This window comes from Streptomyces sp. NPDC048504, assembly GCF_043200035.1.
Classification (GTDB): Bacteria; Actinomycetota; Actinomycetes; order Streptomycetales; family Streptomycetaceae; genus Streptomyces.
Genome location: NZ_JBICXA010000009.1, coordinates 78,815 through 95,022, shown reverse-complemented (window position 1 = coordinate 95,022; position 16,208 = coordinate 78,815). Strand labels below are relative to the sequence as shown.

Here is a 16,208-nt window from a genome sequence, read left to right as displayed (position 1 = left end):
GGCCCCTTCAGGGCCGATCGGGGGTCTGGGGGCGGAGCCCCCAGCAACGCACCCGCAGACAGACACTCAAGCCGACAGCGGAAACTCCGCACCCAGAGCCCGAAACACCCCGGTGTTCAAGGCAAACGCCCGCTTGCACTCGGCCACGACCCGCTGCTTCTCCAGATCATCGACCGGCACGGAATCCAACCGCTCCCGGTATCCCCGCTTGAACGCCGCCGGGTTCCCGATCCCCTCGAACACATAGAACCGGACCCCGTCCCCCTTCCGGGAGAACCCCCACGTCCGCTCCGCCTTGTCCCGGATGATCTGCCCGCCGGAGAGATCCCCGAGGTAACGGGTGTAGTGATGGGCGATGTACCCGGCCGGCCACGACTCCGCGCACTCCCGCACCCGTTCCGTGTAGGCCCGGGTCGCCGGCAGTGCCGTCAGCCCGGAACGCCACTCCGCACCCCGCAGATGCTCAAGGTCCCGCTCCAGCGCCGGCAGCCGGAACAACTCGGCCTGGATGAACGCCCCGGCCACCGGATCCGCCGCGAGGCGCTCCGCCCCGGTCTCCAACGCCTCGTAGACGAACCACAGTTGCTCGGTGTACCGGGCGTACGCGTCCACGCCCAGTCGGCCGCCGAGCAGATCGCTCATGAAGGTGGAGGTCTCGGCCTCCACGTGCTGTTCGTGGGACGCGGTGCGGATGACTGTCGAGAAGGAGTCCATGAACCCTATCCTCTAAGGCAAGCCTTACCTAAGTCAACAGGTTTACCGACACCCTGTCGGTAAAAGCGTACAAGAAAAGACCCGTCCTCGGCCGAGGACGGGTCTCGACGTGCTACGGCAGCGTCAGGACCTCCGCCCCCGTGTCCGTCACCACCAACGTGTGCTCGAACTGAGCCGTCCGCTTCCGGTCCTTCGTGACGACCGTCCACCCGTCGTCCCACATGTCGTACTCGTACGTCCCCAGCGTCAGCATCGGCTCGATCGTGAACGTCATCCCGGGCTGGATGACCGTCGTCGCGTGCGGGCTGTCGTAGTGCGGGACGATCAGGCCGGAGTGGAAGGACGAGTTGATGCCGTGGCCGGTGAAGTCCCGGACCACGCCGTAGCCGAAGCGCTTGGCGTACGACTCGATGACCCGGCCGATGATGTTGATCTGCCGGCCCGGCCTGACCGCCTTGATCGCGCGGTCCAGGGACTCACGCGTGCGCTCGACCAGCAGCCGGGACTCCTCGTCGACGTCACCGACCAGGTAGGTCGCGTTGTTGTCGCCGTGCACCCCGCCGATGTACGCCGTCACGTCGAGGTTGATGATGTCGCCGTCGCGCAGCACCGTGGAGTCCGGAATGCCGTGGCAGATCACCTCGTTGAGCGAGGTGCACAGGGACTTGGGGAAGCCGCGGTAGCCGAGCGTGGACGGGTAGGCGCCGTGGTCGCACATGTACTCGTGCGCCACGCGGTCGAGTTCGTCCGTGGTCACCCCCGGCGAGATGATCTTCGCGGCCTCCGCCATCGCCCGCGCGGCGATCCGCCCGGCGACGCGCATCGCCTCGATCGTCTCGGGGGTCTGCACCTCCGGCCCGGTGTACGGGGTCGGCGCGGGCTTGCCGACGTACTCGGGGCGACGGATGTTTCCGGGCACGGGACGGGTGGGGGAGAGCTCCCCTGGTACGAGCAGCGACTGGCCAGACATGCCAGCGAGTCTAACCAGCGGACATGGGGGAACATGGCCGTAGGGAAAGGAGCCGTTGATGGCCCTGTTCAAGAAGCGCACGGTCGGGAAGCCCGGCGAGTGGTACTACTGCCTCGAACACAAGAAGGTCGAGGAGGGGCCGGAGTGCCCCGCCAAGGACCGCTTCGGGCCCTACACCACCCGCGCCGAGGCCGAGCACGCGATGGAGACGGCCCGCGAGCGCAACCTGGAGTGGGAGAACGACCCCAAGTGGCACGACGCCGCCAAGGGGACCGAGGACGACTGACCGGCCTGCGCTACGACGGCACCGGCGGTGACTTGATCAGGCCGCGCTACGACGGCCGGCGGCGCCGACCGCTCAGGCATCGGCCGGGGCCGCGGGGGTCGTTGGGGGCGTACGGGTCGTAGGAGTCGTCGCCGCGCGCTGCGCCTTCAGCCGTAGCGCGTGCTCGTCCGTCCGCGCGTCGTACGACATCAGCTTCGGCAGTCCCACGGCCAGCAGCCCCACCGCGCCCACGCCCATCAGGCCGCCCGCCCACACCGAGGTCCGCACCCCGGTCAGGGCGGCCATGCCACCGGACCTGACCTGGCCCAGCTGAGGGCCCACCGAGTAGGACAGCAGCTCGATCCCGGCGAGCCGGCCGCGCAGCTCGTCCGGGATCGTCTGGTTCCAGATGACCCCGCGGAAGATGCCGCTGACCATGTCGCAGCCGCCCGCGACGGTGAGGAACAGCAGCACCAGCCACACGTTGCCGACCGCGCCCGCGCAGGCGATCGCCGCGCCCCACAACGCGGCCGCCAGCACCACCATCCGCCCGTGCCGGTGGATCCGCGAGGTCCAGCCGCTGGTCATGCTCACCAGCAGGGCACCGGCCGGGACGGTCGAGTACATCAGCCCCAGCGCCCACGGCGCGTGCAGATCATCGGCGAGAAACGGCAGCACCGCGAGCGGCATCGCGAAGAACATCGCCGCCAGGTCGATGGCGTACGTCCCGAGGAGTTCCTTGCGGCTCCAGGCGTACCGGGCACCCTCCGCGATCGACTTCAGCGAGGGCTTCTGCGCCTCGTGGGCGCCGGGCGAGGCGGCGATACGGAAGATCAGGACGACGGACAGCGCATACGTCACCGTGTCCGCCGCGAACGCGTACGGCAGCCCCGCGAACGCCACGACCACCCCCGCCACCGCCGGTCCCGTGACCCCGCCGACCGTCCAGCGCAGGGAGTTGAGCGCCGACGCGGCCGTCATGTGCTCGTGCGCCACGATCCGCGGCCACAGCGAGTCCAGCGCGGGCCGCTGGATCGCACCGAGGACGGCGGTCAGGGCCGCGATCACATACAGCGGCCACACGGCGGGCTCCGGCAGCAGCGAGTTGAAGAGCAGCGCCCCGCACAGCACACCGAGCCCGGCCTCGGTCCACACGATCAGCTTCCGCTTGTCCCACGCGTCGGCGAGCGCACCGCCGTAGAGCCCGAACACGATCAGCGGCACCAACTCCACGGCACCGACCGTGCCCACCGCCGCCGCGGAGCCCGTGAGTTCCTTGATCTGCACCGGGAGCGCGACGAACGTCAGAAAACTCCCGAAGCTCGACACCAGCCCCGCGATCCAGAGCCTGCGGAAGTCGGCGGAGGCGTGCCAGGGGGCCAGGTCGGGGAGGAGGGCGCGGAGGCCCGTGGGGGGTTCGGCGGGGGGATCCGTGCTGTCGGTCACGAGGGGCAATGGTCGGGGCGGTGTGGGGACCTGGCAACCGGATTTCTCCCCGGTCCGGCTACCAGGGTGTGGGCGGGGGCGCGGTGAGCTGGTCGGTCAGCCGGGACAGGCGGTCACGGAAACGTCGTCGCCCCCGTGTCGCCGGCAGCACGTTCTCCCCGGCCGCCGCGCTCACCAGGTGCTGGACGGTGTCGAGGTCCAGGTCCGTGCCCTCGGGTACGGGGAGCGACTCGTGGGCCAGGGAGGCGAGTTCACGGTTCTCGGAGCCCAGGGAGAGGACGGTCGCCCCGGCCCGGCGGGCGTCGTGCACCCGCTCCAGGAGGGGGTCGCCAGGGCCCTCCGGCGACACCACCAGCAGCGTCTCACCACGCCGGGCCGCCTCGATCCGGCCGAGCCCGACGGCCAGGTGCGCCGGATCCGAGGGGCGCGCGTCATGCCGTACGAGAGTCGGTGCCAGCTCGGGCGTACCCGACCACGCGGCCTCGTCGACGAGGTGCGCCGCGAGATGCCACGGCTCGTACGCGGGCGTGCCCACCAGCAGCAGCCCGCCCCCGTGCGACACCACCGACCCGCGCAGCACCCCCGCGAACCGTCGCGTCGCCCCCAACCACTCGGTCCCGGCGAGCACTTCACGCAACAGCGCGACCCGTACGGCATCCATGACCGAGCATCCTGCCCCAACCGGCCGTTCGTGACGTGGAGTTCACCACGAATTCGCCCAACTTGGGGATGGTGCGGGCTCATAGGCCACACAAGGAGTCAACTCATGACAGAGGTAACCGTCCCCTTCGTCGCAGGCCAGGGAGGCTACGCGAGCTACCGCATCCCGGCGGTCGTGGTGAGTTCCGCCGGCACCGTCCTGGCGTTCTGCGAGGGCCGGGTCGACTCCGCGAGCGACCACGGCCACATCGAGATCGTCCTACGGCGCTCCACGGACGGCGGCCGCACCTGGGGCCCGCTCATTGCCGCCGCCACCAACGGCCCCCACCTCGCGGGCAATCCGGCCCCCGTCGTCCTCGACACCGGCCGCATCCTGCTCGTGTACGTCCGCGCGACCGCCACCGCCACCGAGGACGCCATCCTGCGCGGCCAGGTGCCGGCGGCCGACGGGCGGCGGATCTGGGTGCGCTACAGCGACGACGACGGTGTCACCTGGTCGAGTTCGAAGGAGATCACCGCGCAGGTGAAGAAGCCCGAGTGGCGCTGGTACGCCACCACGCCCGGGCACGCGATCCAGCTGAGCACCGGCCGGGTGGTCGTCGCCGCCAACCACACGATCCCGCCCACCGGCAAGGACGTGGGCAACGAGGCGAAGTACAACAGCGGCCACTGTCTGCTCAGCGACGACAAGGGCGAGACCTGGTCGATCGGTTACGTCGACGAGAACCCGGACGGCTACGTCAACTGCAACGAGACCACCGCCGCCGAACTCCCCGACGGGCGCGTCTACTTCAACACCCGCAACGACGCGACGGCCCCCGGTCACCGCGCCGACGCGTACTCGGCGGACGGCGGCAGGACCCTCGTGGAGCCCTTCCGCCCGCAGGCCGGCCTCACCGCCCCGATCTGCGAGGCGAGCGTCCTCCAACTCCGCGACCCCGACGTGCTGTTGTACTCCGGCCCCGGCGACCCGGCCGCCCGCGCCCTGATGACCCTGCGCGCCTCCACCGACGACGGCACCACCTGGCGCCCCGTGCACACGGTCGACGGGCTGCCCGCCGCGTACTCCGACCTCGTACGGATCGACGACGACACGGTCGGACTCCTCTACGAGACCGGCGACTTCGGGCCGTACGAGACAATCACGTTCCGGCGGGTCCCCGTGACGGACCTCACCTGAGCCGATACGGGTGCGGAGGCGGACGTAAAGTCGGCCCATGACCTCTACCGACAGTGCTGCACAGACCCCCGCGACGGCCTCCGGGACCGCCCCCGCGAAGGCCCCCGCCAAGGACCCGTGGGACCTCCCCGACGTCTCCGGACTGGTCGTCGGCGTGCTCGGCGGGACCGGGCCGCAGGGCAAGGGCCTCGCATACCGGCTCGCCAAGGCCGGCCAGAAGGTGATCATCGGCTCCCGCGCCGCCGAGCGCGCGCAGGCCGCCGCCGACGAACTCGGCCACGGGGTCGAGGGCGCCGACAACGCCGAGACCGCGCGCCGCAGCGATGTCGTGATCGTTGCCGTGCCCTGGGACGGTCACGGCAAGACCCTGGAGTCGCTGCGCGAGGAACTGGCCGGCAAGCTCGTCGTCGACTGCGTCAACCCGCTCGGCTTCGACAAGAAGGGCGCCTACGCGCTGAAGCCGGAGGAGGGCAGCGCCGCCGAACAGGCCGCCGCCCTGCTGCCCGGCTCGCGGGTCGCCGCCGCCTTCCACCACCTGTCGGCGGTGCTGCTCATGGACACGGAGATCGCCGAGATCGACACGGACGTGATGGTGCTGGGCGAGGAGCGCGCCGACGTCGAGATCGTGCAGGCGCTGGCCGGCCGTATCCCCGGCATGCGCGGTGTCTTCGCCGGCCGGCTGCGCAACGCGCACCAGGTGGAGTCCCTGGTCGCGAACCTGATCTCCGTCAACCGCCGCTACAAGGCACACGCGGGACTGCGCGTCACGGACGTCTGAGCGGGTGGGGGACACTGGTGGCGACCAGCCTTCAGCGTCCCCCATGTTCTGCCGACAGGAGCCGACCCCATGCCCCGCCTCGCCCTCTACGCCCTCGTCGTCTGCCTGCTCGCCGTGGCCGCGGCGGTCGTCTCCTTCGTACAGGGCAGCCTGCTGGGGATCGTGTGGGTACTGCTCGCGGGCCTCTCGTCCAACATGTGCTGGTACTACCTGAAGCGCGGCCGCTCGGTCACCCGCTGATCGAGCAGAACTCGTTGCTGCCCTGCCAGAAGCGGTACAGGTTCTGGCCGCAGTAGGTCTCGAAGTCGCTGATGCCCAGCCCGCGCAGGATCGCGTCGATCACATCGAAGAAGTACGTGTTGATCGACGGCACCCACAGCAGCGCGAACACGAACAGCAGGCCGAACGGCGCGAACGGCTCCACCTGCCGCTTGATGTTGTACGACAGCCAGGGCTCGATCACGCCGTAGCCGTCCAGGCCCGGCACCGGCAGGAAGTTCAGCAGCGCGGCCGTGACCTGGAGCAGCGCGAGGAACGCCAGCGCGAACCGGAAGTCACGCGGCACCCCGTCCAGCGAGTGCAGCCAGAACGGCGCGGTGCAGACGGCCGCGAACAGTACGTTCGTCAGCGGACCCGCGGCCGAGATCAGGCTGTGCTTCCACTGGCCCTGGATCCGGTTGCGCTCGATGAACACCGCGCCACCGGGCAGACCGATGCCGCCCATGATGACGAAGATCACGGGGAGCACGATGCTGAGCAGGGCGTGCGTGTACTTCAGCGGGTTGAGGGTGAGATAGCCCTTCGAGCCGACCGAGATGTCACCGCTGTGCAGGGCGGTGCGCGCGTGCGCGTACTCGTGCAGACACAGGGAGACGATCCAGGCCGCCGTCACGAACAGGAACACGGCGACGCCCGGCTGCTCGGCGAACCCGGTCCAGGTGGCCCAGCCGGTCACCGCCGTGACGGCCAGGATCCCGAGGAAGACGGGACTGATCCGCCGGTCGCTCGGGCGGGTGGTGGTGGCGGTCATGGGGGCGGGCTCCCTGCTGGGGGTCGGTGGATCGCGAAGCCCGACGGTACCGGGCACTAGGGGAAAACGTCTCGCGAGCGGCTGTCGGTTCCGGGGAAGGTAGAGGGAGGGGCAGGGGACGGGGGAAGGTGGGGACATGGGACTCTGACACGCGTTCTACGACCCCGTCACCCCTCGGGGGCTTCTTGGTGGGCTTCTCCGGGGTCGTCGTACCGCGTCCGGCGCCGCGCCGCCGTAACCCCGTGACCGCTTTCCACGCCACCGGAGACAATGGACCCCGTGCGCTATCGCATTCTCGGCACCACCCAGGCACTCCGCCCCGACGGCACCCCCGTCCCGGTCGGCGGGGCGCGGCTGCGCGCCCTGCTCACCGTGCTCGCGCTGCGGCCCGGCAAGGCCGTACCCGCGAGCCTCCTGGTGGACGAGGTGTGGGGCGTGGACACGCCCGCCGACGCGACCGGCGCGCTGCAGGCGCTGGTGGGCAGGCTGCGCCGGGCGCTCGGCGCCGACGCGATCACCTCGGCGGAGAGCGGCTACCGGCTCGCCGCCGCCCCCGACGACATCGACCTGCACCGTTTCGAGCGGCTGACGGGGGAGGGGCTGCGGGCGCTGGCCGACGGCAACCCCGCGAAGGCGGCCGAGGTCCTGGACGACGCGCTCGCCCTGTGGAACGGCCCGGCCCTGGCCGACCTCCCCGACCGCACGGCGGAGGCGGCCCGCTGGCAGACCCGCCACCTGGACGCCCGCCGAGCCCGCCTCACCGCGGCCGTCTCCCTCGGCGACGCGGACACCGCCCTCCCCGAACTGACCGCCCTCTGCGACACCCACCCCCTGGATGAACCCCTCCAGTCCCTACGCCTACGTGCCCTCCGCGCGACGGGCCGCACGGCGGAGGCACTGGCCGCGTACGAGGACGTACGACAGCTGTTGGCGGACCGGCTGGGCTCCGACCCGGGCCCCGAACTGCGGGCGCTGCACGGGGAGTTGCTGAGCCCGGGGGGCGGTGGTCACGGCGGGTCCGGTGGTCGTGGCGGCCTCGGCGGGCCTGGTGGCCGTGCAGGGGCCGGTGGTTCTGAGGGTCATGGCGGATCCGGTAGGGGTTCCGGACGGGGCGGGGCCGGCGGCCGCGGCGGGTTCGGTGGGCCTGGTGGCCGTGCCGGGGCTGGTGGTTCTGAGGGTCATGGCGGATCCGGTAGGGGTTCCGGTCACGGCGGGTCCGGTGGTCGTGGCGGCCTCGGCGGGCCTGGCGGCCGTGCAGGGGCCGGTGGCTCTGATGGCCATGGCGGATCCGGAAGGGGTTCCGGAGAGGGCGGGTCCGCCGGTCGTGGCGGGTTCGACGGGTCCGGCGGTCATGCCGGGGTCGGCGGACCGGGTGCCCACGGCGGACCGGACGGCCGTGCCGGATCCGACGGACCTGGAGCCTACGACGGCCCCGCCGGACCGGGCTATGGCGACGTACCCGGTGGACCGGGCGACGGCGACGGACGTGACGGCCACGGCGGGCCGACCGGCGACGCCCTTTACAGGGCCGCAGGCACCGCCGATCACCGCGGGCCTGCCGACACCGAAGATCACCGCAGGGCCGTAGGCAACGCCGATCACCGCGGGCCTGCCGGCACCGCCGATCACCGCGGGGCCGTAGGCGACGCCGATCACCGCGGGCCCGTCGGCGACGCCGATTACCCCGGGCCCGCCGGTACCACCGATGACCACAGGCCCTCCGGCAACGCCGATCACCGCGGCCCCGGCACCGATATCCCCGCCCCCGCCAACAGCACCCCCGCCCCGACCACCCCCGGCGGGCCCCGCACCTCACCCCCCGGCAACCTCCGCGCCCGCCTCACCTCCTTTGTCGGGCGGGAGGCCGACATCGACGTCATCCGGGGTGATCTCGCGTCCGCCCGGCTGGTGACGCTGCTCGGGCCCGGTGGGGCCGGGAAGACGCGGCTGTCGCAGGAGGCCGCCGAAGGGGTGCGGGACGCGGCGCGGGACGGGGTGTGGCTGGCCGAACTCGCCCCCGTGGACGACCCCGACGCCGTACCGACGGCCGTGCTCACCGCTGTCGGCGCGCGCGAGACCGTGATGTACGGCGCCGGCGCCGAGGCGATCCGGGCCGCCGGCGGGGAGCGGCACGACGACCCCGTCGACCGGCTCGCCGAACACTGCGGCAGCCGCCGGATGCTGATCGTCCTCGACAACTGCGAGCACGTCGTGGACGCCGCCGCCCGCCTCGTGGAGACCCTGCTGGAGCGCTGCCCCGGCCTCACCGTGCTCGCCACCAGCCGTGAACCCCTGGGCGTACCGGGCGAGTTGCTGCGCCCGGTGGAACCGCTGCCCGACCCCGTCGCGCTACGGCTGCTCGCCGACCGAGGTGCCGCCGCCCGGCCGGGGTTCAGCGTCGAGGACGACCCCGAGGCCTGCGCCGAGATCTGCCGCCGCCTCGACGGACTGCCCCTCGCCATCGAGCTGGCGGCCGCCCGGCTAAGGATGTTGACGCCACGTCAGATCGCCGACCGGCTCGACGACCGCTTCCGGCTGCTCACGTCGGGCAGCCGTACGCTGCTGCCCCGCCAGCAGACCCTGCGGGCGGTCGTCGACTGGTCCTGGGACCTCCTCGACGCGGACGAACGGGACGTGCTGAGCACCCTGTCCGTCTTCGCGGGCGGCTGCGACCTCGCCGCCGCCGAGGCCGTGTGCGGGCCCGTCGCGTTCGAGGCGCTCGGCTCACTCGTCGACAAGTCCCTTGTGGTGGCGGCCCCTTCGGGTGAGGGGGAGATGCGCTACCGGCTCCTGGAGACCGTCGCCGAGTACGCGGGCGAGCGGCTCGACGAGGCAGGCCGCCGCCCCCGCGCCGAGCGCGCCCATCTGACGTACTACCGCGAACTCGCCCGCACCACCGACCCGTTGCTGCGCGGCCCCGGCCAACTCGCCGCCGTAGGACGGCTGGAGCTCGAATACGAGAACCTCCGCACCGCCCTGCGGCACGCCGTCGCCGAACGCGACGAGCAGGAGGCGATCTGCCTCGTCCTGTCGCTGGTCTGGTACTGGCAGATGCGCGACGTCCGCATCGAGGCCCGCAACTGGTGCGTCGAGGTGATGGCGTTGGGCCCCGACCCCTTCACCGCCCCCGTCCAGCGCGCCGAACCCGTCTGGCAGCGCTGCACCGACATCCCGCCCCCGCTCACCGGCGAACTCCTCGCCGAGGCCCGACGCGGCGTCCATCTCGCCCATCTGGGCTGGATGGACACGGAGTTGGAGGCCTGGGAGGCACCGGAGGCGAAGGAGAAACTCCGCCTGATCACCGAGGTCTACGAACCCGGACACCCGCAGACCTGCCGTACACCCGGCATGCTCTGGTTCTACGCCGTGCTGATGACCGGCAACGTGGACCGGCTGCCGGGCATCCTCGAAGCCGCTGTCCGCACCTGCCGTGCCACCGCCGGGATGGAGTGGGAGCTGGCCACCACCCTCCAGATGCGCGCCAACATGCTCGCCAACCGCAGCGACTGGGCGGGCGACGCGGTCCGCGACGCCGACGAGTCGCTGGAGATCTTCCGCCGCCTAGGGGACGTCTGGGGCACCGCCGAGGCGCTCTCCGCACGGGCCGAAGCCCGGGAACGCGTCGGCGAGTTCGGGCTCGCCGCCGCCGACTACGAGGCCGCGATCGAACACGCCGAACGGCTCGGCGCGCACGGTCAGACGGCCGTGCTCAGGGCCCGGCTCGGCAGCGCGCTCGTCGAGGGCGGCGAGGCCGAGCGGGGCGAGCGCATCCTGCGCGAGGTGGTCGAGAACCAGCCCTCCCGCGGGGGCAACGAGGCGATGCCCGCCGCCCGGATGTTCCTCGCGGGCTACCTCGCCCTGACCGGTCGGCCCGCCGAGGCGCGCGAGCAACTGCGCCTGCTGCGCGAGCAGTTCTCCATCTCCCACTTCGTCGTCTTCGACGCGTACATCCTCGGCCTGGAGGCCTGGGTGGCGACGGTCGACGGCGACCACGACGAGGCCCTGGACAAGATCAGGGGGGCGCTGCGGCGGGCGGGCGACCCGCTGTCCGAGGCCATCGCCCCGCACATGACCCCGCTGTACCTGGGAGTGGCCGCGATCGCCCTCGCCGAGATCGACGGCGGCAGCCGGGCCCGTGACGGTGTCCGCTGCCTCGTCACGGCGCGGACGCTGCTGCCGTCCGGGCATGTCGCGACGTCGATGGAACGCGAGGTCTACCTCCGGGCAGAGCGGTGCGCGCGGGCCGCGCTCGGCGACGAGGTCTACGAGACCTGCGAGGCCGAGTACGCCGAAGGCGGCGGCCTCTCCGTGGAGGAGGCCGCCGCCCTGGTGTGACGCCGACGCGTACCGGTGGGACGCGACTGTGGTGCGTACCGGTCCGGCGCGGTCAGGTCTTGGTGCGGAACTTGTAGATCGAGATCGGGGCCATCACCGCGGTGAGCCCCACCGACCAGGCCAGCGTCAGCAGCACGCCGTGGGCGACCGGGCCGCCCACCATCAGCCCGCGGGCCGCGTCGGCCAGGGCGGACAGCGGGTTGTAGTCGGTGAAGTTCTGCAGCCAGCCCGGCATCGACCCGGTCGGCGCGAAGATCGACGAGCCGAACTGCAGCGGCATCAGCACCAGGAAGCCCATGGCCTGCACGGACTGCGCGCTCTTCATGGTCACGCCGAGGGTGAGGAACACCCACATCAGGGCCGAGCCGAACACCGCGGACAGTCCGATCGCGGCGAACATGCCGAGCCAGTGGTGGATGTGGAAGCCGACGAGGACACCGACGACCATCAGCACGGCGGACGCGACCAGCATCCGCATCATCTCGACCGAGATCTTGGCGATCAGCACCGAGGCGCGCCCGATGGGCAGCGACCGGAACCGGTCCATGACCCCGGTGTGGAAGTCGGTGTTGAAGCCGGTGCCCACCCCCTGGGCCATGTTCATGCCCATCATGGCGAGCAGACCCGGCACGACGTACTGCACGTACGCCTCCTGCCCGCCGCCGAGCGACTGCCCGATCGAGCCGCCGAAGACGTACACGAACAGCAGCGTGAAGATGACCGGGAACAGGATGGCGTCGAACATCGACTCCGGGTCCTGCCGGATCCACAGCAGGTTGCGGCGGATCAGCGCGCCGGTGTGGCGCAGATGGTTGCGCAGCGGGATACGGGGGTCCGCCGCCGATACGCCGGCGGGGTTCACGGTGACGGCGCTCATACGGCGACCTCCTCGCGGTCGTGGGTGGGCACGGAGTCCTGCGGGGCGCTGGCGCGGTGTCCGGTGAGGGACAGGAACACCTCGTCCAGGCTGGGGAGTTCGGTGGTGATGGAGGCGATGGTGATGCCCCGGGCGCTCACCGCGCCCACCACGGCGGTCAGTTGCTCGTCGCTGAGGATCGGCACCAGGACGGTTCCGCTCTCCACATCCACGGTGACGGTGGCGAGTCCGGTGATGCCCAGCTCGTCCAACGCCCGTGCCAGCGGCCGCAGTTGCAACGGATCGGCAGGCCGAATGCGCAACGCCCGCCCCCCGACCTTGGCCTTCAACTCGTCGATGGCGCCACTCGCTACGACCTTCCCGTGGTCGACGACGGTCAGCTCGGAGGCGAGCGCCTCGGCCTCCTCCATGTACTGGGTGGTGAGCAGCACGGTCACGCCGCCGCCGACCATGGACTTCACCTCGTCCCACACTTCCATGCGGGTGCGCGGGTCGAGCCCGGTCGTCGGCTCGTCGAGGAACAGCACCTGCGGATGCCCGATCATCGAGGCGGCCAGGTCGAGCCGTCGCCGCATACCGCCGGAGTAGGTACTCGCCGGCCGCTTGGCCGCGTCCGTCAGCGAGAACCGCTCCAGCAGTTCGTCGGCGCGGGCTCGGGAGTCCTTGCGGGACAGGTCGAGCAGCCGCCCGATCATGTACAGGTTCTCCCAGCCCGGGAGCTTCTCGTCCACGGAGGCGTACTGGCCGGTGAGGCCTATCACCCGGCGCAGCTGGCGGGGCTGGCGCAGGACGTCGTAGCCGGCGACGGTGGCTTCGCCGGATGTCGGGGCGAGCAGCGTGGACAGGATCCGTACGAGGGTGGTCTTACCGGCACCGTTCGGCCCGAGCACACCCATCACGGTGCCCTCCCGGACGTCCAGGTCGACGCCGTCCAGCGCCTTGGTCTCGCCGTAGTGCTTGACCAGCCCCCGCACGGACACGGCCGCGCCGCCGGAATTCTTGTCGATTCGCGTCATGCCGATGACAGTGCCAGGGCCGACCGACAGAACGCCTACATCCCACCGACAGCCACCGACAGCTGACCGATGGCAGCGGCACTCTTCCGACGATCACCGCCACCATCAATTGAGGAACCACGACGGCGAGGTACCACCTCCGCGAGAGCGGCGCCGGTTTAGGCGCAAAAGAGGGGGCAGCCCGCCGACGGGGGAAGATCGGCGGGCTGCCTATGTGCCGCAGTGGCTCTATGAGTTCAGGACGTCAGTGGACCGAGTGCTCCTCAAGCGGGAACGTTCCGCCGACGACATCCTCCGCGAACGCCTTCGCCGCGTCGCCCATGACGGAACGCAGATCGGCGTACTGCTTGACGAACTTCGGCATCTTCCCGCCCGTCAGCCCCAACATGTCGGTCCACACCAGGACTTGGGCGTCGGTCTCGGCCCCCGCCCCGATCCCGACCGTAGGAATGTGCAGCACCCGAGTCACCTCGGCCGCCAACTCCGCCGGCACCAGCTCAAGGACAACAGCGAACGCCCCCGCGTCCTGCACGGACTTCGCGTCCCGCAGCAACTGCTGGGCCGCCTCCTCGCCCCGCCCCTGCACCCGGTATCCCATCGAGTTCACGGACTGCGGGGTGAGCCCGATGTGCGCCATCACCGGAATCCCGGACTCGACCAGCAACCGGATCTGTTCGTGCGACCGCTCGCCGCCCTCCAGCTTCACGGCGCCGACCCCGGCCTCCTTCACCAGCCGGGTCGCCGAGCGCAGCGCCTGCACCGGACCCTCCTGGTAGGAACCGAAGGGCAGGTCCGCGACGATCAGGGCGCGGCTCGTGCCGCGTACGACGGCCGCGGACAGCATGGCCATCTCGTCCAGTGTGACGGGCACGGTCGACTCGTACCCGAGGTGACAGTTGCCCGCCGAGTCCCCGACGAGCATGACCGGGATCCCGGCCTCGTCGAAGACGGACGCGGTCATCGCGTCGTAGGCGGTGAGCATGGGCCACTTCTCGCCGCGTTCCTTGGCGAGGGCGATGTCCCGGACGGTGATACGACGTGTGCCCTTGCCTCCGTACAGCGCCTTGCTGCCGTCGGAGGAGCTGTTCTTCCCAGCCTGGGCAGCCGAAAGCTGCGTCATTGCAACGGCTCCTTCAGTCATCTTGAGGCACCCTTACGGCGTCCCCAGATCCCCTCCATGGTGGCACCTCGTGCCACGGAGGGCCAGAGGGACCCCAGTCACCCGCGTCACGTAGGCAAGCATGCGTAAGGAGGCTTACGTAAGGCCTGAGTAAAATATTTACGATACGGCACGGTCCCGTATCGTAATTAGCCCGCGGCTCCCTAGTCTGGACCGCATGACCACTCCACCCGTCCCCGGCACCCGGATACCCGAAGCGGTGCACCGCCGCCGCTGGGCCATCCTCGGCGTGCTGATGCTGAGCCTGCTCATCGTGGTGCTCGACAACTCGATCCTCAACGTCGCCATCAAGACCATCTCCACCCCGGCCCCGACCGGCCTGGGCGCGACACAGAGCGAGCTGGAGTGGGCGATCAACGCCTACACCCTCGTCTTCGCCGGCCTGCTGTTCACCGCCGGCCTCCTCGGTGACCGGATCGGCCGCAAGAAGGTCCTCCTCGGCGGGCTCGTCGTGTTCGGCATCGGCTCCGCGCTGGCCGCCGAGTCCGGCTCGCCGGACCAGCTCATCGGCTACCGCGCCCTGATGGCCCTCGGCGCCGCCTTCGTGATGCCCGCCACCCTCGCCGTCCTCATGAACGTCTTCGAGCGCGACGAGCAGCCCAAGGCCATCGGCATCTGGGCCGGCGGCGTCGGCCTCGCCATCGCCATCGGCCCGATCACCGGCGGCGTGCTCCTCGACCACTTCTGGTGGGGCTCGGTCTTCCTGATCAACGTGCCGATCGTGCTGATCGCCCTCGCCCTGATGATCTGGCTGGTCCCCGACTCCCGCGACCCGAAGCCCGGCCGCCTCGACCCGGTCGGCGTCGTCCTGTCCGTCGTAGGCCTCGTCCTGCTGGTCTACGGCATCATCGAGGGCGGCGAGCTCGCCGACTTCACGGCGCCCAAGGTGCTGGCGACGATCATCGCCGGTGTCGTCGTGCTCGCCGGGTTCGTCTGGTTCGAGAAGCGCAGCGACCACCCGTCGATCGACGTCACGTACTTCAAGAACAAGGTGTTCTCGGCCGCGATCGCCGCCATCGCGCTGGTCTTCTTCGCGCTGATGGGCGTGACCTTCTTCTCGGTCTTCTACACCCAGAGCGTGCGCGGCTACTCGCCGCTGCAGACCGGCCTGCTGATGCTGCCGCTGGCCGCCGCGCAGATGATCTTCGCGCCGCGGGCCCGGCTGGTCGTCAACCGGTTCGGCAACCGGGTCACGACCGGCGTCGGCCTGCTCCTGCTCGCCGGGATGCTCGCCGCCTTCGCGACCCTCAAGGCGGACACGCCGATCTGGATCCTGGAGGTCATCTTCTTCCTCATGGGCGCGGGCATGGCGCACGTCATGACCCCGACCAGCGTCGTCATCATGCAGGCCCTGCCGCGCGAGAAGGCGGGCTCCGCGTCCGCGCTCAGCAACACCTTCCGCCAGGTCGGCGGCGCCCTCGGCATCGCCGTCCTCGGGTCGGTGCTGTCCACGGCGTACCGCAACGGCATCGAGGGCAAGCTCGGCTCGGTACCGGCCGCCCTGCGCGACACCGCCGGCGAGTCCATCGAGGCCACGCTCGGCGTCGCCGCGAAGCTCGGCCCGCAGGGCAGGGCCCTGGTCACCCCGGCCAACGACGCCTTCCTGCACGCCATGCACGTCACCGCCCTGTGCGGCACGGGCGTCGCGGTCATCGGCGCCGTGGTCGCGTTCCTCTTCCTGCCCGGCAGGCCTCCGGTCCCTCAGGAGGGCAAGGAGGAGCCGGAGTTGGTCGTCGTGGGGGAGTAACGACGACAAT

The 16,208-nt window shown here is 71.0% G+C and carries 14 protein-coding genes; 6 read left to right on the top strand and 8 right to left on the bottom strand.

Features of this window, described 5'->3' with window-relative positions:
* Window positions 1–66: 66 nt before the first annotated feature.
* Window positions 67–714, bottom strand: a complete 648-nt coding sequence (locus ACGFY9_RS23055) for a heme oxygenase (biliverdin-producing) (RefSeq protein ID WP_393756854.1) — start codon at window positions 712–714, stop codon at window positions 67–69.
* Between the two features lie 112 nt (window positions 715–826).
* Window positions 827–1,684, bottom strand: coding sequence for a type I methionyl aminopeptidase (map, locus tag ACGFY9_RS23050; protein WP_393756852.1), 858 nt, complete (start codon window positions 1,682–1,684; stop codon window positions 827–829).
* 58 nt (window positions 1,685–1,742) lie between these two features.
* On the opposite strand from map, the gene ACGFY9_RS23045 reads away from it, so the two are divergent.
* Window positions 1,743–1,970 (top strand): hypothetical protein, encoded by a 228-nt coding sequence (locus tag ACGFY9_RS23045; RefSeq protein WP_384168572.1) that lies wholly within the window; start codon window positions 1,743–1,745, stop codon window positions 1,968–1,970.
* Window positions 1,971–2,042: 72 nt separating this feature from the next.
* On the opposite strand, the gene ACGFY9_RS23040 is transcribed toward ACGFY9_RS23045, so the two are convergent.
* Window positions 2,043–3,395 (bottom strand): MFS transporter, encoded by a 1,353-nt coding sequence (locus ACGFY9_RS23040; RefSeq protein WP_393756850.1) that lies wholly within the window; start codon window positions 3,393–3,395, stop codon window positions 2,043–2,045.
* A 58-nt stretch (window positions 3,396–3,453) separates the two neighbouring features.
* Window positions 3,454–4,056 carry a hypothetical protein gene (locus tag ACGFY9_RS23035; RefSeq protein WP_393756848.1) on the bottom strand — a complete coding sequence of 201 codons (603 nt, stop codon included), beginning with the start codon at window positions 4,054–4,056 and terminating at the stop codon, window positions 3,454–3,456.
* A 105-nt stretch (window positions 4,057–4,161) separates the two neighbouring features.
* Here ACGFY9_RS23035 and ACGFY9_RS23030 point away from each other — a divergent pair, with 105 nt between their 5' ends.
* The 3 genes from ACGFY9_RS23030 (at window position 4,162) to ACGFY9_RS23020 (ending at window position 6,253) form a co-directional block, all read left to right on the top strand.
* The gene (locus ACGFY9_RS23030) at window positions 4,162–5,235 is read left to right on the top strand and encodes an exo-alpha-sialidase (RefSeq protein ID WP_393756846.1); all 1,074 of its coding nucleotides are present in this window, start codon (window positions 4,162–4,164) and stop codon (window positions 5,233–5,235) included.
* A gap of 37 nt (window positions 5,236–5,272) precedes the next feature.
* Window positions 5,273–6,013, top strand: coding sequence for an NADPH-dependent F420 reductase (npdG, locus tag ACGFY9_RS23025; RefSeq protein ID WP_393756844.1), 741 nt, complete (start codon window positions 5,273–5,275; stop codon window positions 6,011–6,013).
* 69 nt (window positions 6,014–6,082) lie between these two features.
* Window positions 6,083–6,253 (top strand): hypothetical protein, encoded by a 171-nt coding sequence (locus ACGFY9_RS23020; RefSeq protein ID WP_365299770.1) that lies wholly within the window; start codon window positions 6,083–6,085, stop codon window positions 6,251–6,253.
* Here the strand turns inward: ACGFY9_RS23020 and ACGFY9_RS23015 are convergent.
* A complete protein-coding gene (locus tag ACGFY9_RS23015; protein WP_393756842.1) occupies window positions 6,243–7,043 on the bottom strand; it encodes a site-2 protease family protein in 801 nt (266 codons plus the stop codon). The genes ACGFY9_RS23020 and ACGFY9_RS23015 overlap by 11 nt on opposite strands.
* Before the next feature lie 270 nt (window positions 7,044–7,313).
* Between ACGFY9_RS23015 and ACGFY9_RS23010 the strand changes: the two genes are divergently transcribed.
* Complete coding sequence (locus ACGFY9_RS23010) at window positions 7,314–11,378, top strand: BTAD domain-containing putative transcriptional regulator (RefSeq protein ID WP_393756840.1); 4,065 nt, start codon at window positions 7,314–7,316, stop codon at window positions 11,376–11,378.
* 52 nt (window positions 11,379–11,430) lie between these two features.
* On the opposite strand, the gene ACGFY9_RS23005 is transcribed toward ACGFY9_RS23010, so the two are convergent.
* From ACGFY9_RS23005 to panB, 3 genes are all read right to left on the bottom strand, one after another.
* Window positions 11,431–12,255, bottom strand: a complete 825-nt coding sequence (locus ACGFY9_RS23005; protein WP_393756838.1) for an ABC transporter permease — start codon at window positions 12,253–12,255, stop codon at window positions 11,431–11,433.
* Window positions 12,252–13,271 (bottom strand): ATP-binding cassette domain-containing protein, encoded by a 1,020-nt coding sequence (locus ACGFY9_RS23000; RefSeq protein ID WP_393756836.1) that lies wholly within the window; start codon window positions 13,269–13,271, stop codon window positions 12,252–12,254. The genes ACGFY9_RS23005 and ACGFY9_RS23000 overlap by 4 nt, the downstream gene beginning before the upstream one ends.
* Before the next feature lie 244 nt (window positions 13,272–13,515).
* On the bottom strand, window positions 13,516–14,391 hold the full coding sequence (panB, locus tag ACGFY9_RS22995; RefSeq protein WP_393756834.1) for a 3-methyl-2-oxobutanoate hydroxymethyltransferase: 876 nt from the start codon (window positions 14,389–14,391) through the stop codon (window positions 13,516–13,518).
* 217 nt (window positions 14,392–14,608) lie between these two features.
* On the opposite strand from panB, the gene ACGFY9_RS22990 reads away from it, so the two are divergent.
* The gene (locus ACGFY9_RS22990) at window positions 14,609–16,198 is read left to right on the top strand and encodes an MFS transporter (RefSeq protein ID WP_393756832.1); all 1,590 of its coding nucleotides are present in this window, start codon (window positions 14,609–14,611) and stop codon (window positions 16,196–16,198) included.
* Window positions 16,199–16,208: the final 10 nt, after the last annotated feature.